At 42.1% G+C, this 21309-nt stretch carries 11 protein-coding genes and 1 pseudogene; 1 reads left to right on the top strand and 11 read right to left on the bottom strand.

Annotation, left to right across the window (positions count from 1 at the left end; genetic code table 11):
- Nucleotides 1–611: 611 nt before the first annotated feature.
- The 7 genes from recD to CWB60_RS03590 all read right to left on the bottom strand — a co-directional run bounded on the left by recD (nt 612) and on the right by CWB60_RS03590 (nt 15356).
- Nucleotides 612–2570 (bottom strand): exodeoxyribonuclease V subunit alpha, encoded by a 1959-nt coding sequence (gene recD / locus CWB60_RS03620; protein ID WP_138579709.1) that lies wholly within the window; start codon nt 2568–2570, stop codon nt 612–614.
- Complete coding sequence (gene recB / locus CWB60_RS03615; protein ID WP_138579708.1) at nt 2567–6130, bottom strand: exodeoxyribonuclease V subunit beta; 3564 nt, start codon at nt 6128–6130, stop codon at nt 2567–2569. Before recB ends, recD begins: the two co-directional genes overlap by 4 nt.
- The gene (gene recC, locus CWB60_RS03610; protein WP_138579707.1) at nt 6117–9410 is read right to left on the bottom strand and encodes an exodeoxyribonuclease V subunit gamma; all 3294 of its coding nucleotides are present in this window, start codon (nt 9408–9410) and stop codon (nt 6117–6119) included. Before recC ends, recB begins: the two co-directional genes overlap by 14 nt.
- A 160-nt stretch (nt 9411–9570) precedes the next feature.
- Nucleotides 9571–10632 (bottom strand): alkaline phosphatase D family protein, encoded by a 1062-nt coding sequence (locus tag CWB60_RS03605; RefSeq protein WP_138579706.1) that lies wholly within the window; start codon nt 10630–10632, stop codon nt 9571–9573.
- Nucleotides 10629–11756, bottom strand: coding sequence for an alkaline phosphatase family protein (locus CWB60_RS03600; RefSeq protein WP_138579705.1), 1128 nt, complete (start codon nt 11754–11756; stop codon nt 10629–10631). The genes CWB60_RS03605 and CWB60_RS03600 overlap by 4 nt, the downstream gene beginning before the upstream one ends.
- Nucleotides 11757–11842: 86 nt before the next feature.
- Nucleotides 11843–14116, bottom strand: coding sequence for a TonB-dependent receptor domain-containing protein (locus CWB60_RS03595; protein WP_138579704.1), 2274 nt, complete (start codon nt 14114–14116; stop codon nt 11843–11845).
- 196 nt (nt 14117–14312) lie between these two features.
- On the bottom strand, nt 14313–15356 hold the full coding sequence (locus CWB60_RS03590; protein ID WP_096739789.1) for an alkene reductase: 1044 nt from the start codon (nt 15354–15356) through the stop codon (nt 14313–14315).
- Nucleotides 15357–15726: 370 nt separating this feature from the next.
- Between CWB60_RS03590 and CWB60_RS03585 the strand changes: the two genes are divergently transcribed.
- Complete coding sequence (locus CWB60_RS03585) at nt 15727–16119, top strand: DUF2750 domain-containing protein (protein ID WP_004588808.1); 393 nt, start codon at nt 15727–15729, stop codon at nt 16117–16119.
- 55 nt (nt 16120–16174) lie between these two features.
- Here CWB60_RS03585 and CWB60_RS03580 read toward each other — a convergent pair.
- From CWB60_RS03580 to CWB60_RS03565, 4 genes and pseudogenes are all read right to left on the bottom strand, one after another.
- Nucleotides 16175–17043: pseudogene (locus tag CWB60_RS03580) on the bottom strand (alpha/beta fold hydrolase).
- Nucleotides 17044–17168: 125 nt separating this feature from the next.
- Nucleotides 17169–18032: a universal stress protein gene (locus CWB60_RS03575; protein ID WP_096739791.1), complete on the bottom strand. Its 864-nt coding sequence runs from the start codon at nt 18030–18032 to the stop codon at nt 17169–17171.
- Nucleotides 18033–18116: 84 nt separating this feature from the next.
- Entirely contained in the window at nt 18117–20105 is a 1989-nt protein-coding gene (locus CWB60_RS03570; protein ID WP_096739792.1) for a tripartite tricarboxylate transporter permease, read from the bottom strand.
- A 73-nt stretch (nt 20106–20178) separates the two neighbouring features.
- Nucleotides 20179–21291, bottom strand: a complete 1113-nt coding sequence (locus CWB60_RS03565) for a Bug family tripartite tricarboxylate transporter substrate binding protein (protein ID WP_024032569.1) — start codon at nt 21289–21291, stop codon at nt 20179–20181.
- Nucleotides 21292–21309 lie beyond the last annotated feature (18 nt).

Genomic DNA, 21309 nt, shown 5'->3' with positions numbered 1-21309 from the left:
TTTATTATATATAAACATAACAATAAACAACCTTGAGAACCATTAATAAAATAATTTTCTCTCTGCTTTAAACTTACAGCAGTATAAAACTAACTTTTCTTAAAAATTTTATAAATAAACCGGCTTTATAAAAAGAGTAAGTTCAGTATAAACTTATACTAATTTGCTAATTAAGTAAGCTATGCTGGGCTAGGGTGATTGCGTTAATAGTCAGACAAAAATTTATTCTAAATAAGAGTTTTACACAGCTAGAGATGCCTCCAATGAGTGCTGCGGGTTAGTTATACATATTGCCGTAGATGTTTCCCTATACAGCTTATTAGATGCAACTCATATTTCGCTTTTAAAAATCACCAAAGTTATAATTTATCGTAACCCCTTTTTTCTAAGTTAATTATAATTCGTTAGTAGCTGCGCTTATAACCAAACCAATCATTACTACAGTATTTTTGAATGATTTTAAGCCCATCAAACTGTTATGAAGATTAAAGTATAGAAGTCGCTATTTTTCTGATTCCGAGAAACATTAAATTTACTACTACATTTTTTAAAGCATTAACCCACATTATAAAAGGTAATTAGAATAAATAATCATCAGTAAAGTAAGTTAACTACTTTAGTCTTTCATACAACCCTGAGGCTCTTGATACGCTTTTGCTCATGGCCAATTGCAGTACTTTTTTATCGGCCACCAGCTCAAAGGTGTTTTTAGCACGTGTTATTCCTGTGTACACCAGCTGCCTATTTACACCCATACTGGCGTGTTTAAGCGGCGGTAAAACCATAGCCGTATAACTAAACTCCGAGCCCTGCGATTTATGTATGGTCATTACATACACTTTATCGTGAGCAGGCAGGCGCGCAGGTGAAAACGCCCGAACCGTGTTTTGCTCATCAATAAATAACGCTTTTAACTGCCCGCTTTCATCGGGCATTAAAATACCAATATCCCCATTAAACAACTTAAGTTGATAATCGTTTTGGCTCACCATAATAGGCATACCACTGTAATGGCGCTGGTTGGGGCTTACCGATATTAACCCTTGCTGCACAAGTGCGCGTTCAATGCGGCTGTTTAAGCTATTTACGCCGTAATCACCCTCACGCACGGCGGCTAATAATTGATATTGAGAAAACGCCGCGTGAACATCTGCAACACTAGCCCCTTGTGCAATTAAATTTAAATAATGAGCGTAATGCTTAGCAGCACTGTTTATTAATTTTTCTATGGGTTTTGCAACAAAGTCATAATCTAAAATAACATCGTTAAATTGCCCTTGTGTGCTTTGTTGCTCTACGTATTTTAAAATACCGTTATGGTTAGTATTAACCGCCAGCGCAAGCTGGCCAATGCCACTTTGTGCATCAAATCGGTAGCTGTGTTGTAAAAATGCAATGCAATCGGCTAGTTTAAATTCGCTATGTCCAGGCGCCGCTAATTTAGCCTCTCCTTTAAAACATAAAGTATTGAGCTCATCACATCGTGCTTGCGAGTAATTAGGCGTTTCACCCAATGCTAACCCTTGGCATAAGTCACTCATTACACTGCCGGTATCTACCGAGGCAAGTTGGTCTTTATCGCCAAGCAATATTAAACGCGCATGCGCAGGCAGTGCTTCTATTAATTTAGCCATGAGTGATAAATCAACCATGCTGGCTTCATCAATAATAAGTACATCTAAATGCAGCGGATTGGTGCTGTTATGCTTAAATTTATTAGTAAAGGGTTTAACCCCTAGAAGCCGGTGAATGGTTTGCGCACTATCGGGAATTAAGGCCTTTATATCCTCAGGAATATTTTTAAGTTGCTCTTTTGCACCTAAAATTGATTCACTTAAACGGGCTGCCGCTTTACCTGTAGGCGCCACCAGTTTAATGCTTAAAGGTGCACTTTTATAAAGCGACTGTAAAATAGCTAATAGCTTAGTCACGGTGGTGGTTTTACCTGTCCCTGGCCCGCCCGTAATAACGCTAAAGCCTTTTGTTGCGGCAATAGCACAAGCTACTTTTTGCCAATCAATCGCAAGCGCTGAGTTATCAACAAAGTAGTCATTTAATAATTGGCTGAGTAACTGGGTATTTATATTTAAATGGCGCTCACTCATCGCAAGTAAACGTGTAGCTAAGGTGTGCTCATAATCAGCTAGGCGCGCAAAATAAAGCCGTTCGTTAAATAACTGTAAGGGTTTGGCCTCGCCCACACTGTTATGGGCACTTAAACAGCTAAGCGCATCGAGGTAGTTAAAGGCTTCGTTAAAAGGCGATGTAATATTTGGTACATTGCCCTCGGTTTTAGTAAAGTCGCTTTGGCGTAAATTAAACGGGTTTTGCCAGTCGACTTCTTTTAATGTTAAACAGCTATGCTGGCTTTGCTGTGCTAAACACAGCAATAACACTATATAAAACACGTCGTTTTGCTGGTTATCGCACAGCATTAAGGCAAGCTTTACATCTACCATTCTTATGCGTTTTTCATCTAATAAGTAGTCAAGCAGCTCCACCGTATTTAACGGTTGGGCAGGTGCTGGCGGCTCATCAAACAGGCTTTGCTGCATAGGGTAGTCACTCATAACATGGCTCCTTGGCTAAATAAGCCATCTAATAGTGTGATTTGCTCTGCGCTAAGCTTATTAAAATACACCCCTTTGCCCGCCGGCATGCCGCGTAAAAACGTATAATAAACCCCGCCTAAGTGGGTTTCTATTGCATAATCACTAATGCGTTGTTTGAGTAATCGGTGCAGCGCAACGCTATAAATTAAATACTGTAAATGATACTGATGGCTATTCATGGCTTGCTCTAGCAGGTCGCTTTCATAATCAGCGGGCGTATTGCCTAAGTAATTAGACTTATAATCTAAAATATAATACTTCCCTTGATAGCAAAAAATTAAATCTATAAATCCCTTTAACAGGCCTTTTACATGAGCAAACTCGAGTTTGCTTTGGGTAAAACCAAAATGCTTAACCAGTATTTCGTTTAATTGAGGCGCGCTTAAACTATCTAAAGGTAAATTAAATTCCATTTCGACTAGGCAATCTGTCGGGGCTAATTGGCTTAAGCTTAATCCCTCATTGTTTAAGGGGCAGGTTAACGAATCAAGCACCCATTGCTCGGTCACGTGTTGCCAGCTTTCGCTAATATGGTATTTATCCAGCGCATGTTTAACTACCTCTGCTAAATTTTGCTCTGGATTTGTAGGGTGTACTTGCGCACTGGTAAAGTCTATTTGCTCAAATATTTCATGCAAACAGCTTCCAGGCTTCGCCCCCTTGGGGAAACTGTAAGGCGATGGTATTTCATCTTGGCTGTTAGCAAATTCATCTTTTTCATGATCTTCATCGCTGCGCCCAGGCTCAATATGATCGGTGTGCTTTTTAAAGCTCAGCGCGCTAAAGCTGGTTGCTCGCCAATCTCGCTCTATGTTGGCTGTAACCGTATTAACTCTTAACGCTTGGCTTTGCTGCACTGCGCTATTAAGTGTTAATTGGCCTTGTTCGGCCAATTGCTCAGCCGTAAATTGCTGATAATGCATTTCGGTGTGAGCGTCGCAAAATTCATTTAAGTGGGTGCGCCACGTTTGGCTACTTGTAAGCTCAAGCCCTGCAAATAACACATGCCCTAATGCACTACTTTGTATAGCCAAACGGCTACTTTGCCCTTGCCCTATGTTATACACCCCAAGTGCACAAAAATGTACCGCGCGGGTAAGGGCAACATAAAGTAAGCGTAAGTCTTCAGCTAGGCGTTCTTGCTCGGCTTGTGCTAAGGCGTCTTCGTTTTTACTTAAATCGTAAACTAGCTGGCCGTTTTGGTGATAAAGCGCTTCTTTAGTTTCGCGATAGCCACTGGCAAAAGGCATAAATACCAGCGGATACTCGAGCCCTTTTGAGGCATGCATAGTCACAATTTTAACTAAGTTGGCGTCACTCTCTAGGCGTACTTGCACGGTTTCGCCATCTTGCTGGCTAACCTTTTGTGCAAACCAACGCAGCAAGCGCAAAGTGCCTTCTAGCTCTATTTGCTTTTGCTGCAGTATTTCACCTAAGTGTCTAAAGTCGGTTAACCAGCGCTCAACGTTATAGCCAAGTCCTTGCCACTTAGCGCTCAGCTGATTATGGCTTAACAAACGCTCAAGCATCGCCATTGCGCCTTGCTTGTTCCAAATATGGCTAAGTTGAGCAAAAAAGTTTAAGTGCTCTTGCCATTTATTTTCATCATCAGCAAGGGCGTAAATTTCGTTGTAGCTTAAACAAAATAACGGCCCAGCTAATACGCCGCGCAGTAATGACTCGTTATATTGCCCATGCAATGCCGTTAAAAAGTTAAGTAAATGGTGGCTAAGCTCTTGGCTAAAAACACTGTCGCGCGATAAATACACGCTAGCAATATTGGCATTGCTCAGTGCTTTTTTCATTATTTGCGCTTCTACACGGTCGCGCACCAATATACAAATATCGGCAGCGGTCACCTTATGCTTACCAATGCACGCTCGCCCTTGCTCGGCTTGCTCAAGCAATGTCACTATTTTATTGGCAAAATAGCTGGCCAAATGCCCTTGCCCAACGCCTTTGCTGGTGGGTTTGTTTTTTTCATCTGCAGCTTCATCTACAAATACATTAAATTCAAACGCGGTGGCAGGTTTGCCATCTATTGTAAATGTTTCATCGGCTTTTTTGCCTTTTGCTGCTACTGCGTTAAACGGTATGGCATCGTTATAAATAAAGCTATTGGCATGTTTAGAAAACAAACTGTTCACACTGCTTACTATATCGGTGCTTGAGCGAAAATTGGTACCTAAAGTAAATTGCTGCTCAGGCTCTACCGACTCTTTTGCGCCAATATAGGTAAAAATATCAGCGCCCCTAAAGCCATAAATAGCCTGTTTTGGGTCGCCTATCATGGCAAGCGTCGTTTTTTCTTGGCCGTATATTTTGCTAAAAATTCCGTACTGAATCGGATCGGTATCTTGAAACTCATCAATCATGGCAACAGGAAATAGCTGCGCTATTTTTTGCGATAAAGCCTCGCCCTGCTCGGCATTTAAAGCACTGTGTAAATTAGTCAGTAAATCATCTGGGGTGATCACACTTTGCTCTTGCTTGCGTTTTACAATTGCCTGTTTAACCCACCGAGCTGCGGTTTGTACAACAGCAATTTTAAGACCCTGATTAATTTTAGTATTAAGTGCACTGAGCTCATCAAACAGGCTAAGCAGAGGGTGGCTAAATAATGGCTGATTTTTTTTATAATTACTGGCATCACTTAGGTTTTCGCTGCTCCACACCTCAAACGAGTATTTATTGGTGCCAAATTCAAAAAATAACTCATCACCTAAACAAAATCCTTCAAGGGCCGTTAAACTACCTTTTCGCCCAGGTGTTTTAGAGCCACTTAAACCCGAGCCCTTTATTGCAGCTATAAACTCTTGCTCCAGCACTGCTTTTTTGAAAGCGGGTACTTTAGCAATGTACTCATCCCGAGCTTTAAATACGTCATCTAAGTTTATTTGCGGCACTATATTCGCATTGGCTTTATTTAGCACACTACTAACTTGGCTAAATAGCGATTCAGGGGCTGCAAACACCTCTAAAATAGCATCAGTGCGTTCTTTATTAAGTGGGTATACAAAGGCGCGCCAAAAATCCTTAATTGTGTCGAGCAGTATATCACGCTCATCTAAAATAAATTCAAGATTAAAAGCAACGCCCGATTCAAACGCATGCTGCTTTAACATGCGTTGGCAAAAACCATGAATGGTAAATATAGCGGCTTCGTCCATAGATTTAGCGGCGGCATCGAGTAAATCAAAGGCGCGGTGTTTATCATCTACTGCGGCTATTACACCTTCTATTAATTCATCATTTGGGTTTTGGCCAAGTAATGCATCGCGCGCAGCAATAATACGGCTGCGTACGCGGTCTTTAATTTCTTGCGTAGCGGCATCGGTAAAGGTAACCACAAGTATTTGCTCAACGCTTAACGGGGGGTTTATCTCCCCTGGTATTTGCAAGCCTAATAAATAACGTAAATAAAGCCCGGTAATGGTGTAGGTTTTACCCGTACCCGCACTGGCTTCTATTAAACTTTGCCCTTTTAACGGCATTGTTAGCGGATTAAGCGCTTGCATGGTCACTCTCCTTTGCATGTGCATGTAATGGGGAGAGTAATTTTTCGCTCCACTTAATAAACTCTTCTTGGCAGTCATTGAGCGATTGCACCGTTAAACGAATATACGGGTTTTCGCCCTCGCCGCGCCCTATGTATTGTGGGTTAAACTTGCTAATGGCTTTGCCAATATCGCCACCACTTTTAACGTATTCATAGCCACTTACCGGATAAAATGCCACAGGCTCTTTGCGCAAGGCTTGGTATAGTGAAAACCAATCACTGAGCAAGGCATCAGCCTCATTTTTACTCAGCGGTGCAAAGCTAATTTGCTTATCGAGCCCCAGTAAAAGGGTTTCAACATTTTGCTCCATACTTTGTGCAACAAGGTGATATATAAAGCCCTTAATTAAATCTTTGGCCTTTATACTGGCACTTCGGTAAAACACTTGTTTTTGAAGGTAAATATGATTAAGCCAGCCCTCAATGGTGGTGTTCTCTATGCGTAAAGACACCTCAAGCGGGTCGGTTTTGCCGCTTTTAATATGCTCTTTTACTTGCCCGGCTAGTGCATCTACTCGGTGCGCCATGCTCTCATACACTAAATTGCCCACATTGGCTTGTGGCAGCTCCCCCCGTTGCAATATTTGCTCTGTACTTAAAGGTTGCTCATTAATGTTAGCTTGCAGTATTTCGTCTAAATAAAAGTAGCGGCGCAGCGCATCTAGGCTAAAAGGCTCTTCATCTTTTGCTACTTCGTTAAATTCAGGAAGGCGTAAACCTAATGTTTGCTGGTAAAAGCTCTCTTGGGCGTTGCACACACTGCGAATAAATACATCAAGCTCTAATTGCGCGGGCGCTGTTACATCAATGGCTGTTAGCGGCTGCGCGTCTATGCGCTCGCTTGGCAGCCAAATAGGATTAAAACTGTGATTACTCAGTTTTTCATCAGCTGCTGTGTAATACGCACGATTAAAAGGCTGTAAGTGCTGTTGATTAATTAAACACTCAGGCAGCGTTTTTTCGCTTTCATTTGCTAACGTAAAGCTGCGGCCTATGTACTCTAAAAGCTCGCTTACTAAGGTCGATGGCATACGCGGTTGATTGTCAAAACACGAGCGGCCAATGTAACTTATGTATAAATTTTCGCGGGCACTCAGGAGGGCTTCTAAAAATAAGTAACGATCATCTAATTTACGTGAACGGTCACCTTTTTGTTTTTTAGAATACGGCACTAAGTCAAACCCTATTGGCTGCACCGTACGTGGGTAATCGGCATCGTTTAAGCCAAGCATACACACCACTTTAAACGGCACGGCGCGCATAGGCATTAGTGTACAAAAGTTAACTTGCCCCACTAAAAAGCGCTGCCCTACCCCTTTTTCTTGAATGCCTTGTTTTATCAGGTAGCTTACAATTCGTTGCGATACATGTTTATCGTAATCACCATTATCGTGGTGCTTTTTAAGCTCCTCTAAAACATTTTGCAGTACCAGTAAATCCCAGCTGTCTTCGCCTTCATTGAAATAAATAGCATTTATTAGCTCAGATAAAATATCCGCTTTATTGCTAAGGGTATCATCAGGGGTTAGCTCATCTTTAAAGCGCTGCAGTACATCAATAAAATGCACCAATTTATTAAGGGTATCAAGCGCCATGCCCTCTACTTCATCGGCACTATAAATGCCGTTAAACGGGCATTGCTCATCGCGCTGGGCTATGCCTAGCAGTAAACGGTTTAAACCATGCTGCCAGGTATTTAAATCTATTGCGGGTAAGTCAAAGCTGCTTTTGTGCTCAGCATTTATACCCCATTTAACCCCTACACGCTCAAGCCAATATTGAATTTGTTCGTACTCGTGCGCCTCTAGCGCAAATTTTTCGGCAATTTGTGTTACTTGCAATAAATCAAGAATATCCGAAACACCAAAACGCGAAAACGGCAAATTGGCTAAGCTGGCAAACGAGCTCAGCACCGGTTTTTCTTGCTCTATGGCTAAATCGGCCAATGCATAAGGAATAAAGCGACTGGTGTTTTGCGCGCCGCCAAATACCGCTTCAATATACGGGCTGTACGTACCTACATCAGGCATCATTACAATAATGTCTTTAGGAGTGAGCGACGGGTTTTGATTAAACAAAGTAAGTAAATAGTCGTGTAAGCGCTCAACTTCTCTAAGCGGTGTGTGGCAATCGCTTAAAGTAATGCTGGTGTCGCTGTCGCTAATGGGCAATTTGCCCTCATCATTTATAAACCACTGCTTGTTATCGGTAAGTGACTCACCTTTAAATGCCAGTTGGTAAATCTCGCTTTGAATTTGGCCCAGTAAGCTATCGTCAAACGCATCTATAAAGCCATCAATCCAACGCGCATCAAGTTGTACGAGTTGCTCAAAATAGTCGCGCCCTAGTTTTCCCCATGACGATAAAAGCGGGTTACCTATAAAGTAGTATTCTTCATCAGGGTTAGTTTGTTTTTTTTGCTGCGCTTCTAAAAGCGGCATTTTGGCGTATTTGGCATTTATTTTGGCTGCTGTTTTTTCATCAACCACATCGCCCCAATAATGCTCGCTAGGATTAAAAAAGAATAAAAACACCTCTGTTTTTTTGCTCAAGGCTTCAAACACCTCAAGCTGCGAGCTCGCAATCGCCGATATACCAAATAAACTAATGCGCTTAGGTAGTAAGCTATTATCCATATTCTCAAGGGCGGCGAGTAACTGCCCTTGCATATTGGCACGATGAAATTGGCTTTGCCCAAGCGCTTTACTGTGCGCCACCAGCTTTCGCCATAAATCGCTTTGCCACGGGGCAATGCTTACATCAACATCGTCAAGTTCGTCTTGTCCGCTATCCCAAGTGGCAATCCAATGCGGGCGGTACATTAAATATTGGTCGTACACATCGGCAATTTTTTCACACAGGGCAAAGGTTTTTTGCCCGTCTAGATCGCCATCTAAATAGGTTTTTAAGGGCAAATAAAGCGGTTCATCAATACAGCTGGGCAGTATTGCAAATAATTTCCAAGCAAGGTTAGGCTTATTAAATGCCGACTCTTTAGGTACATTGGGCAGTAACTGCTGATATAACTGCCATATAAAGCTCGATGGCAGCGGAAAATCAACCTGCGCGGCTAACCCTAAGTTTTCGCTTAAACCAATTTTTAGCCACTGCGACATACCCGGCGACTGCACTAATACCACTTCTTTATCGAATGGGCTTTGCAGCGGGTTTACTTTTAACAGCTGATTAAACTGAGCCTGCAGCGCTTCCATACGGTTTGATTGAATAATATTGAGCATACAACTGGAGTCCTTACTTGAAGTAAAACCAGTTTAAGATATTTTCATTTATAGGGGTAGCGCAATCAGCAAATTGGCACTAATAAATCAGCGGGTTAGCAGGGAGTTTAAGCGCACAGCGTTAATTTTAATCACTGTGCGTTTTATTGCTCAGGTCATTTTATTTATAAGGGCTAATGCTTGATAAGCTAAATGCGCTTTGCATAATCACTTTACCATCTATTCCTTTAAGCTTAAGTGAGATGGCCGGATCTGCTTGTTGCCAATCTATGCTTAAATCGCCGTAATTTACATTATGGGTGTAATCACCTACACGGTGTTTATTTGGGCTTACGTCTTTCCACTTTTCAGTGAGGCCTGAGCTGGTCATTTCTATTAAAGGGTAATCAAGGTTTTGTTGATACTTTGATATTTCGCCCCAGTGCGTATCGCCACTGATGATAATAACCCCATTCACTTGATGTTTTTTAATTAACGCAAATAAACGGTTACGATCCTCTGGGAAATTAGCCCACGACTCCCACCCTGTAAAATCGGGTAATAACTGCAAGCTTGAGGCAATTAGCTTTATAGCCGCAGGCTTTTTAAGCTCTTGCTCAAGCCATTGCCACTGCGCCTCACCTAGCATAGAAGCGCCTTTCACCTCTGTTGGGCTATACGGGCCTTGGTTATTAAGCTTACGCTTTGTGTAATATTCAAGCTCGCTTACGTGGTTAAGCGCATCACGGTTCCAGCGTAAATCGGGCATTATTACGTGTACGGTTTGCTCATCCTCACCATAAATATACGACGTGTAAATGCCGTCCGTGCGGGTGCGCCTAGGAGAGCTTTTAGGCTCGCCCCAAAAATCGAGCATAATTTGGCGAGATTGCTCTTTATGTGGGTAGTCTTTACCAATATCGTTTTGACCAAAGTCGTGATCGTCCCACATCGCTATGATTGGCGTATTCGCTTTTAGTGTTTTAAAGCCTGGTTTTGCACCTAATTTTTGGTATTTATTGGCAAGTACCGTCATATCGTTGGTGTCGCCGTAAATATTGTCACCTAAAAATATAAATAAATCGCCCTGCTCTTTATTAATGGTGTCAAATATTGGGATGTCTTTATCTTGATGCCCACACGAGCCAAATAAAATTTTTGAAGGGGCTGCCATAGTATTTGCGCTAAACGCTAACCCTAATGCTAATACGGCGTGTGTAATAGGTTTTACTAACTGCTTCATTTTAAAATCTCACTTATTGGCGGTGCCATGTTTGAATTTAGGTGTTTTGGGTTTATACCAAATGCGCTTAAAACAGTGGCTGCAACCTGCGACTGTTTAAGCTCATTTTGTGTTGTAATTAAACCGTGCCCTTTTATTGCAGGGCCAATGGCAGCAAGCCAAATATGCTCAGAGCCGACAATGCCCTCAGGAAATTTATTACCCGCTAAATGCAGCTCGGCCAACGCACGTTTAGAGCTATGATGCTGCCAGTCACTTGCACTGCTTCCGCGGCCGTGGTCGGTGGTAACAATAAGCGTTGTGTTGTTTTTATAGCCCGGTGTAGTTTGAATTGTGCTCCATAAGTCTTTTATAAACGCATCGCTTTGCCTTGCAGATTTTAAATACTGGTCGTAATGGCCATCGTGCGCAAAGTCATCGGTTTCACCTAAGCTAATAACTAATAAGCGCGGCGTTTTTGCCAGCATATACCCTTTGGAAAATCGGTAAGTAAAACTGTCCAAGCGTACGTTTCCCCATGGGCTTGGAATTTCATTTTGCAACGCGTTTAAAAGCTTAGCATCAGCAAATAAATCGTTTTCTATGGGCATAAAACCCGCATTCACATACACGTTACTACGCTGAGTATTCACAATGTAAGGAAATACATCCCAGCTCCCAAACAAAGCGGTTTTACCTTTAAAGTCTGCACGCTCATCTAGGCGCTCTAAAATGGTTTTATTGGCGTTTAATACTTTATTGTTACTATTAATTTTTTCATCTACTTCACCGGTGAGAATTTCGTTATACCCAGGGTATGAAAAATACCAAGGGTTGCTCACCGACATATTAGAGCCCTTTGCTCTATCACCTACAATTACGCCCTTTTTAGCCACATGCTGAGTTAAAAATGGCATGAGTAATTGCTGGCGCTTACTGGCGGTAGGCGCCCAAAATTGCTTATTTAATTGCGTTGGGTTTTTAACAAAATCGGCATTATTAATGAGGTTTTTATCTGCGCCGCTAAACACCTCTTGCCAGCGCACACCATCAAGGGTCACTAGCACTACATTTTGCGCTGCGCTCGCGGTATTGCTGATTAATACAATGATGCTAAATACCGTGGCTTTTATAATTGAGTTCATAACTACTGTGTACCTAATTACTGTGTACCTTTAACAAAAAGCCCATCAAAGATGGGCTTTTAATTATTTACTGTACATTATGGCTATTAAAACGTAGCCGATAACGTCAGTGCTGCTGTACGTGGCGCACCAATAAAGTAAGTGCTGCCATTACCCGTACCACCCGCTAAATAGCTTTTATCGGTAACGTTATAAACAACAAAGGCAACATCAATAGCTTTAAATGGTCCTGCGTTTATATCGGTTGCGTAACCTGCGTTTAAATCAACCACGGTATAGCCATCAACTTCGCCACGCTCACCGGTGTATTTAGCCGATAAACCAAAGCGGAAATCACCGCTAAAGTAATCGGTCGATAGCACAAATAAGTCATCTACTGAGTCTATTACTTTTTCACCGGCTTCAAACCCGGGTGCATCGCCTTTGTACTCTGAGTCATTATTCGTGTACGAGCTATATACACTCCATTGTGGGCTTAGCATGTAACTTGCCGACAGCTCTAAACCTTGCGATTCAATACCCCCTACATTTAAGTAAGAGCCATTTGTACCTATGGTGTAATCAATACCGCCAGTGTCACTACCTGGGGCAATAAACGTAATACGGTTATCAAATTCAATTGAATACGCTGTTGCGGTCAGGTTTAACGCGTTATTTTGATAACGTACACCTAAATCGATGTTTTCAGCGGTTTCAGCTTCAATGGCTGATAAATCAGAGCTGTCGCGCTCAAGTACACCGTCTTTTATGGCTGCAAAGTTTTCGCTATAGCTGGTAAATAGCTCGGTTGAGTTATTTAGCTGATACAAAATACCACCACTAAATAACACATCAGAGTCACTATTAACTTTAGCGGTTGTGGCATTTTGATAATGGTCGTACTTTTCAATATCAACAAGGTACTTTTTAACACCTACGTTAAGCGTGAAATCGCCAAGAGCCATTGAATCCTGCGCGTACCATTTGAGGGTGTCGGTCTCAAAAGTGTTTTTATACTGGGTCCAGTATGGCGTGCTATCAAAGTGGTGGTAAATGCTGGCATTAATTACTTTGTGCCAATCGCGAGACTCGTCACGGTCGCTTTGCTCATACCAAAAACCGGCTTCTATGTCGTGCATGCCAAACGTAGCTTGGTAGTTGGCAGTAACCCCTAAGCGGTCTTTTTTGTAATGCGTATGACGATACGACATTACAGGTATTGCCGTATCATCGTAACATGCTGGGTTTAAACCAGGGCCCGACTCCCACGGCCAGCTTAAACTTGCCGTACAACCTTCGTTTGGTGCCAGTGCGTTACCTGCGCTATCTACAAAACCGTAAGAGCCTGCGTTAGTGCCGCCCTCTGTAGTTGGGTTGCCGTTTTCATCTACTGGAGTTGTTAAATACGGTGGGATCCAATCGCCACGGCCCGAGTTTTTATGATAATAAGGGCTCACTGTAATAAGCGATGTTGACGAAAGTGCATACTCAAACTTTAAATACGCTAACGTATTTTCACGCAGTGTACCCCAGCCCTCAGCAAACATTTGGTCGTAATGTGGAACGCCTGTCCAGTTCCACGTTAGCTGATCCCACTCTGGCGTTTGTTCAAATTGCGCAAGACTTACACTGTTGTAGTTAGTCTCGCTTACATCATCGTAAGATAAACGCCCTGTAATTGTTAAATCAGCAAGCGTTGTTACAAATTTAAGCTCTGCGTGTTGGTTATCTTTTCCGCCATTGCTACCCGAGCCAATCCAGCGGCTAGTATCAGTTTGCGAGTAACTTACATACGCTTGTGTATTATCAAATAAAGTACCCGTTTCGTGCTTAACGTAAAAGCGGGTCGCATCGTGGCTACCCGAGGTGTAAGCAAAAGTGGTGCTGCTATCAAGACTTGGCGCTTTACTTACAAAGTTAAATGTACCGCCTAATGCCTCAAGCGATGCCGATCTAATGTCTGAGGTGCCTTGGCCTACTTCTACAGTGGCTAAATTTTCAGTGTCTAGGTAACGGTTTGCTTTAGCGCCACCACCATAGTTTGAGCCACCGTTAGGAATACCATCAACGGTCATCCCTAATTGCTGTTGGTTTGAGTCAATACTAAAACCACGCATAGTAATTGTGGTAGACCAGTCATCGCCACCAAATGCATCGCCTTCGTTTATGCTAATGCCAGGTAAGTTATCGATAACCGATAACACACTCGAAACCGTTGTTTGTTGATCAAGCATTGCAGGCTCAATCACATTATTTGCGTAACTGGTTGGTTTTGCAGTAACGGTTATTTCTTCTATTTCGTTGTCATTTGCATAAGCTGATGTTGATACAGCCATAGCAATTGCCATGCTCAAAATCGATTTATTAGTTAAAGCGTACATTGTGATCCCGTTTGGTTTTAATTATCTAAAGTAATTATGAAAGCGGGCACAGTATGATTTCGAATTATGACAACAAAAATTAAGTTTATTTACAGGGGTGTTAAAAAAATGTGGGGTTTTTATGGCTTTGTTATGTCATTTGTAAGTCAGCCTAAGCACAAAAACCTAGGCTGATTTATATATAAATACTAATTCATTAGAATAGTTTAGCTAACATCTCGTCACTATAAGCAACAAGCTCTTCATTATTAGCCACTTTACTAATGTAATCTGGATTAGCAATAAATGGACGACCAATCGCAATTAAATCAAACTGGTCATTGTTTATTGCTTGTTTTGCATCATCAAAACTATAGCTACCTACCCCTACAAGGCTGGTTTTAGTGTTAGCGCGCAAATACTGCGAGGTTGTTTTACCTTCTAAAGAGTCAAATTGAGTGCTGTCATCAAAAATACCGCCATGAATGTAAGCCAGTTTTTTGTCATCTAGCTGCGCTAATAAATAATCAAATACCGCTTTATCACGCTTATCTTCTTCCATATTAAAATAAGCACCTGGCGATAACCTAATTGCCGTACGCTCATTACCTACAGCATTAATAACCGCATCGGTCACTTCTATTGCAAAACGCGCCATATTTTCAGGTGTTTGGCCATATTCATCTGTGCGCTCATTTGCAGCGTAATGTAAAAACTGATCAATTAAATAACCATTTGCGCCATGAATTTCTACACCATCAAAACCTGCTTCAATGGCGTTTTCGGCCGCTTTAGCAAAGTCGGCTATCAATGAATTAATATCCTCTTTAGTGGCCGCTTTTGGCGTAATGTATGTCAGCTCACGCATACGTGGTACAGAGCCTTCAACACCAATTGCCGATGGCGCTAATACTTCGCCGTCAAAAAAGTGAGGGTGAGCAACACGGCCAACATGCCAAAGCTGTGCAAACATTTTACCGCCGTTTGCGTGTACGGCGTCGGTTACTTTTTTCCAGCCTTGAATTTGCTCGCTGGTAAATAACCCCGGTGTATTTGGGTAGCCCTGTGCATCTGGGCGAATGATAGTGGCTTCGCTAATAATTAAGCCAGCATCGGCACGGCGCGCATAATATTCGACCATATCTTGCGTAGGTACTAAATTATCATCAGCCATACAACGGGTTAAAGGCGCCATAAAAACGCGATTTTTAAGTTCAAGTGAGTCGTTTAATGTATACGGGGCCAGTAAATCTGTGGTCATTGTTAAATCCTTCATTATGAGTATGCATATGAGATGCGGCCTTTTTAACAACATTCAAGGGTAATTTTGAATGCTCGCTCAAAATATACTTAGGGAGTACCAAAACAGATCTGAATTACAAAATTAAATAACCTGAACTCTGGTTAAGAGATTTACTAACATATTTTATCATGATGATAGTTAAGCTTATTTTGTCTCTAGTCAGAGATTTTCAGTAAATTCAACGCAGTTAGCGCTTAAAATAGCTGCTAGAGATAGATTTATTATCCAGAGTTCAGGTTAAATAATAATTTTTCAACACACTGTCACATAACTCGATATACTTGTAACAGTAAAATTCAAATTTGAAGCAATAAAGAGTGAGCCAATTATGACAACTGCAAATGCGACTGAAGAACAAACCGTAATTTTAGGGCTAGGGGCAAAAAAACGACTCGCTTTTATGTTTGAAACCGTACAACAGTACAAACAAGTATGGATTTTAAACGACGATGATGGCTGCGTAATGCTTGCCAACGAAGATGACGACTGTGTACCAGTGTGGCCAACCCGCGATTTTGCACAAGCTTGGGCCACGGGCGAATGGGAAGGCTGTACACCAAAAGCCATTCCGACTAAAGATTGGTTTAGCCGCTGGACACCCGGCCTTGAAGAAGACGACCTACTTATTGCGGTGTTCCCTACCGAAGAGGACGACGGCACGGTGCTTTTTCCTGATGAATTTGAAAGCCAGTTAAAAATTCCTAAAAAAAGAAAGTACTAAGTAGCCAGCATCACGTTATTTAGTTTATAAACGCGGCCTAAAATAGCCGCGTTTTTTATATCTGCTTTCTAAAATTTAAATAAGCCTCGGTTATCGCCTTGGCATCTTCTATTTGTGGATAGTGGCCAAGCTCAACAAACCCTTGTACGCGCGCATTGGTATTGTTTTTTTATAGTGCTCAAGCATGTGTTTACCCGATATTGGGTCTTGCTCACCTGCAATAAACGTAAGCGGTATATCGCTATTAATCATTGCCCCAACCCAGCGCTGTTCGTTTTGTTTTCGCTGTGTAATATATTTAATTAGCTTGGGCATCACACGTAAACCATTGTTGTAAATTAACAACGCCCAAAGGGTATCAATTACTATAGGGGCTGGTGGCGTGTTTTTACCAAAAATAGTGATTAAATTTTTAGCAAACTTTTGTTTGCTCATTAGCTTAGGTACTAGCCAACCAAGTTTTGAAAGTAGCAGCTTTTGTATAAATAAAGGTTTATGTATGTGTGGAAATAACCCGCCATTTAAAAAGCATACACTGTGTATGCGTAAGTCACTTTGAGCAGCAACTTGCCTTGCTAATAGCTCTTGAGCCACGGTATCACCGTAATCATGGGCTAATAGGTGTACATTGGTAATATTTAAACGCTTTAAAAGTTGCGTGTATAAATCAGCTTGCTCTGTAATGTTATAAGCAGCATTGATTGGTTTATCCGAAAGGCCAAACCCCAGCATATCAAGTGTAATTAAAAAGTAGTGTTTTTTGAGCTCATCCCACATACCTTCCCAGTCCCAGCTTGCACTAGGAAAGCCGTGTATCAAAAGGAGCGCGGGGTTATTAGCATCCCCCGCTGTTTGAGTAAAAATTTGCTGGGCATTTATATCAATAAACTGCCCGTTTGATTGCCACTGCGAAAGCGTATACATAGGCTGCTACCCATTAACTTTTATTATTGTAATGGTTAGTTTTATCATATTGAGCTTTAATAAAAAGCCGATATTGAACGTAAATATCGGCTTTTGGGTAAAATTCAGTTTTTAAGCTTTAAGTGTTATCGCGCCATAAGTATTGGCAAGGTGGTGTTTGCTAGCATGTAGTTAGTCATACCACCAAAAATTTGCTCATGGATTCGCCTGTGAGTAAATGCGCCCATCACCACTAGATCAGCGTTATGCATTTGCGCTACCGACATAAACGCTTTAGCGGTCGATTGCCTGCCATTATTAAATGTTACAAACTCACTTTTAATATCGTGCTGAGCTAAATATTTAACCACTTCATGGCCGTTTGGCATTTTATCGGCGCTGCTTGCGCTGGTGCAAATAACAACCTTTTGAGCTTGTTTTAGAAGCGGTAAACTGTAAGTGAGCGCGCGCGATACCTCGGTGCTGGCGTTCCAACCAATCACCACTGTTTTTATATCAAAGTGGGTCATTTGCCGTGGTACCAGTAATATAGGTTTACCACTTCGCATTACCGATGCCTCAAAGGTCGAGGTTGATTTACCACTTTTAGACTGCGGAATAATAATTAAATCAGCGACTTTGCCTTGCTCTGCAATTATTTCGCTGCGCACACCTATATTAATATGCCATGAAGCGCTTGGGTGCGTGGGATGCTCTGCGCTGTCGTCAGTGTATTTAACTTGCTGCTGGGCACATAAACTAACAAATTCGGTTTTTAAATTTGCCGATTCGGTTGTTGCAAAGCGCCCTGCTACAGAGTCTAACTCTTTTACCAATTTAGTTGGTAAGCCAAGCTGCCCTGTTGGTAAAAAGCGTTTTGGGTCTAAGTGCGTGTGATAAACATCAAGGTGCGCATTAAAATACTTAGCAACGGCTAAGCCCCCTTTTAAGCGCTCTGTTACATGCCCACTTGTAGAAAGCGGCATTAAAATAAGCTTAGGTGAAATCATAATTATATCCTTCTTAAGCCAGTGCCTTTTAGAGCCAATGTAAACCGTGCTAAGCGCTGCTTGTTTTGCTTAGCACGGCGGCGTTTACAGCTGCGTAAAGCTTGCCACTTCTTGTAGGTAACCGCTTGGTAAATCTAATACCATAAAGTGCGATAAAGTGAGTAAAAATGCTAACGCACACACTGTCAGTGTTAATGTTCTAGCAATTGATATACGTGCTTTTACAAGTAAAAATATTATGAAAAACAACGCTATCGAAATCACATAGCCCAGTAAAAAACACCCAGCTAATAAGCCACACAGCCAAAATACATAATGCCAAAGGCCAGTCACGCTTGAGTCGTTTACATACCCCGCAGAGACCTCATTATCGTAATTTACAGCATCGTCTACTTTATTAAGTAGCAGCTTGATCAGCACAACCGCAGAGAGTATTAACATGAACGAGCACACCACAGCAGGAAATACCCCTCCTAAAAATGTGCGTTGGAACGAGTCATACAAACCGTATGCAAACACTAAACAAACAAAGCCAGAAAACGCGATTTGTGGTTTAAGATTAGTTGGTTTTACCTCAGCATTAGCCGTGTTCTTATTGGCTTTTTCTTTTTTAGCTGCCTTAATAGAGTGGCGTGCTGCAAAGAAAATAGAAAGCGCGGTTAATGCACCAATAATCATCACACCCGGTTTTAATAAAAACTCTATGCCGTCAAACTGAATAGCTTGATAAAGGTAAGTTTCCATGCCGCTTGCCAGTACAAAGCCAATTAAAAATGCTGGACGCGGCCATCCAAAGCGCTTCATTAATATGCCTAAAATACCAATACCAATAAGTGCGACTAAATCACCTAAATCACGGGTTGCCTGAAACGCCGCAAAAAAGATCACCATAACCATAAATGGTGCCATGAGCGTGTAAGGAATAGTTGTTACCTTTGCTACCCATTTAGAAATAAGTAAACACGCGCCCGCGCCAATTACATTAGCAAGCGCCAGTGACCATACAATGGTGTAAGTAACATCAAGGTCAGTGGTGATCATCGCAGGGCCTGGCTCTAAACCAATTAATACCATACCACCTAAAAATACAGCCATGCTGCCAGAACCTGGAATACCAAATAATAAGGTCGGAATTAAGCCACCGCCTTCTTTGGCATTATTTGATGACTCAGGGGCAATAACACCGCGTATGTCGCCTTTACCAAAGTTTTCGGTGTCTTTAGAGGTTTGTACCGCATGACCATAAGAGATCCAATCAACTACGCTGCCACCTAGACCAGGTAGTGCGCCAACAACACAACCAATGGCAGCACAGCGCGTGGCTAGCCATTTATTTTTAACGACATCTTTTACGCCTTCAAACCACCCACTACCCAGCTCAGAAGCTTCTGAAATAGAGCGGTTTTGACGCAGTAAATCGATAATTTCAGGTAACGCAAATATACCTAAACCAACAACCACTAACGGAATACCATCCATAAGGTAACCGTTATCAAATACCATACGGTATTCACCGGTTGCAGGAGCACCGCCAAGTGAGCCTAAACATAAACCTAAGCCGCATGCGCTTAAGCCTTTTACTAGGCTATTACCGGCTAATACACCCACCATGCTTAAACCTAGCAAAGTAAGCATAAATAATTCGGCCGAGCCAAACGCTAAAATAACGGGGCGGGCAATCAGTACAAACAGCGTTAAAATAATGGCGCCAAAAAGACCACCAAATAATGACGAAGCAAACGCTGCTGAAAGCGCACGAGCTGCTTGACCCTTTTTAGACAGTGGGAAGCCGTCAAGCACTGTGGCTTGTGAGCCACTGGAGCCTGGAATACCCATTAATACAGAAGTGAAGGTGTCAGAGGTTGGAATAACCGCCACTAGGCCAATAAGCATAGCAAGCGCTGAAATTGGGTCCATACCATATAAAAATGGCAGTAATAACGATAAACCCGCTATGCCGCCTAATCCCGGAAAAATACCAATCAGCAAGCCTAAAAAAACGCCGCCGCATAAATACATTAAGTGTGTGGGGGTAAGAATAGTTTGTAGCGCAATTAAAAATGCATCTAACATACTGCTCTCCTTAGATTAAAAAAGTGGCTCACTAAATGCGAGCCACTGTGTGTACAACAAATCAACAAGGTTTTTAAAAACGCGCGTTGTAGTTTTCGGTTAGGTAATTTCTTACCCATTGTTTGTCAGTTTCAGAAATTGTCAGTGCTGAGCTCAGTGTGTTTACTGCATCTTCGTTTACAAGTTGTGGGTATTGGCCAAGTACTAATTCAGACTCTTCTTTAAAGTTGTCTTGATCAATGACGCGCTGTGCTGCATTGCGCCACTCTGCAATAACGTCATCTGGGGTGCCTTTAGGTAAAAACAGTCCTTTTTGCGCGGCAAAACCGGCTACAAAAAAGGTTTTCCATACGTTGTATTCAACGCCTGTTGGCTTTTTACCATGGATCATTTCGTATACCTCGCCTACGTGTGGTAAGTCAGGAAACGTTGGGTCGCGTACAATTTTGCCTTCTTTATTAAGTACGCCAAACGACATAAGCGGAATCGCTTTACCTTCATCAACTAGCGGCTGTACTTTTTTTAAGTAGGCAGAGGTAGTTTGAAAGTCGATATCCACCTCGCCACGTTCAAACGATAAACGTGCACTGCCACGGCCTTTCATACCAAAAATGGCATGAATGTCTAAATCAAGCATGTCGAAGGCTAATAACCCAACCAAGTCCATTGACGCGGCGCGTTGGCTACCAAATTTAAGTTTTTGACCCTGCAATTTGGCAAGCTCTGATGCGTTTTTAATACCCAGCTCTGGGCGCACATATACCACCGCACCTGTCGGTGTGGCCATAATCACGTTCCAACGTTTTACTTCGTATCTAACGCGTGAGTCGCCAAGTAAGTAAGGGATTTGTGTAGAGGCAGAAGTACTAAATACATTTAAACCATTTGCTTTAGCCCGGCGCTCAAAGCGGTTAGCGCCTTTGGTAGAGCCACCACCTGGAATGTTTTTAACTACAACCACAGGTTTACCATTTAAATGCTGAGAAAAACGTGGACCAAAAAAACGTGCCCATGTGTCAGAGCCGCCTCCTTCTTTAAAAGGCACAACCCACTCTACTCGCTCACCATCAAAGCTTACTTCGTCGTTATTGTTTGCATAAGCTGAGCTGATACAAGTGCTCGCTGCTAACACAACAAGCATTGCTTTTAGTCGATTAGGTGCAAAAGTACTTAATTTAATCTTCATAATTTGACCTCTGTTATT

Origin of the sequence: Pseudoalteromonas sp. S327, assembly GCF_005886415.1 — a bacterium.
Taxonomy (GTDB): domain Bacteria; phylum Pseudomonadota; class Gammaproteobacteria; order Enterobacterales; family Alteromonadaceae; genus Pseudoalteromonas; species Pseudoalteromonas atlantica.
The sequence above is the reverse complement of the archived record's forward strand: the minus strand, read 5'-3'. Positions and strand labels throughout refer to the sequence as shown.

Coding starts and splice junctions, on each gene's coding strand:
- recD (WP_138579709.1), bottom strand. CDS start 2,570: ATGAGTGACTACCCTATGCAGCAAAGCCTGTTTGATGAGCCGCCAGCA.
- recB (WP_138579708.1), bottom strand. CDS start 6,130: ATGCAAGCGCTTAATCCGCTAACAATGCCGTTAAAAGGGCAAAGTTTA.
- recC (WP_138579707.1), bottom strand. CDS start 9,410: ATGCTCAATATTATTCAATCAAACCGTATGGAAGCGCTGCAGGCTCAG.
- CWB60_RS03605 (WP_138579706.1), bottom strand. CDS start 10,632: ATGAAGCAGTTAGTAAAACCTATTACACACGCCGTATTAGCATTAGGG.
- CWB60_RS03600 (WP_138579705.1), bottom strand. CDS start 11,756: ATGAACTCAATTATAAAAGCCACGGTATTTAGCATCATTGTATTAATC.
- CWB60_RS03595 (WP_138579704.1), bottom strand. CDS start 14,116: ATGTACGCTTTAACTAATAAATCGATTTTGAGCATGGCAATTGCTATG.
- CWB60_RS03590 (WP_096739789.1), bottom strand. CDS start 15,356: ATGACCACAGATTTACTGGCCCCGTATACATTAAACGACTCACTTGAA.
- CWB60_RS03585 (WP_004588808.1), top strand. CDS start 15,727: ATGACAACTGCAAATGCGACTGAAGAACAAACCGTAATTTTAGGGCTA.
- CWB60_RS03575 (WP_096739791.1), bottom strand. CDS start 18,032: ATGATTTCACCTAAGCTTATTTTAATGCCGCTTTCTACAAGTGGGCAT.
- CWB60_RS03570 (WP_096739792.1), bottom strand. CDS start 20,105: ATGTTAGATGCATTTTTAATTGCGCTACAAACTATTCTTACCCCCACA.
- CWB60_RS03565 (WP_024032569.1), bottom strand. CDS start 21,291: ATGAAGATTAAATTAAGTACTTTTGCACCTAATCGACTAAAAGCAATG.